Source organism: Nocardia cyriacigeorgica (assembly GCF_010858045.1).
Taxonomy (GTDB): Bacteria; Actinomycetota; Actinomycetes; order Mycobacteriales; family Mycobacteriaceae; genus Nocardia; species Nocardia cyriacigeorgica_E.
Genome location: NZ_JAAGVC010000444.1, coordinates 1 through 231 on the forward strand (window position 1 = coordinate 1; position 231 = coordinate 231).

Annotated in this window: 1 pseudogene; it reads right to left on the reverse strand. The window is 66.2% G+C overall.

The features are described 5' to 3' along the window. Positions 1–202 (reverse strand): annotated as a pseudogene (locus GV790_RS31970) (hypothetical protein); the annotation flags it as partial. Between the last annotated feature and the right edge of the window lie 29 nt (positions 203–231).

Consider the following 231-nt stretch of genomic DNA (forward strand, 5'->3'; position numbering starts at 1 on the left):
CCTGATAGCGGCTGAAAGTGCCGACCAGGACCAGGAATTCGCTGACGAACGGCGCCAGCCCAGGCAGGGACAACGTCGCCAGACCGGCGATGAGGAAGGTGCCTGCCAGCACCGGGGCGACGCTGTACATGGTCAACCACGGCATCTCCACCGCCGCGTTGTTCCTGATCGCCGGGTTCCTGGTGTCGCGGCGCGGGACCAGGCTCATCGCCGATTACGGCGGAGTGCAGA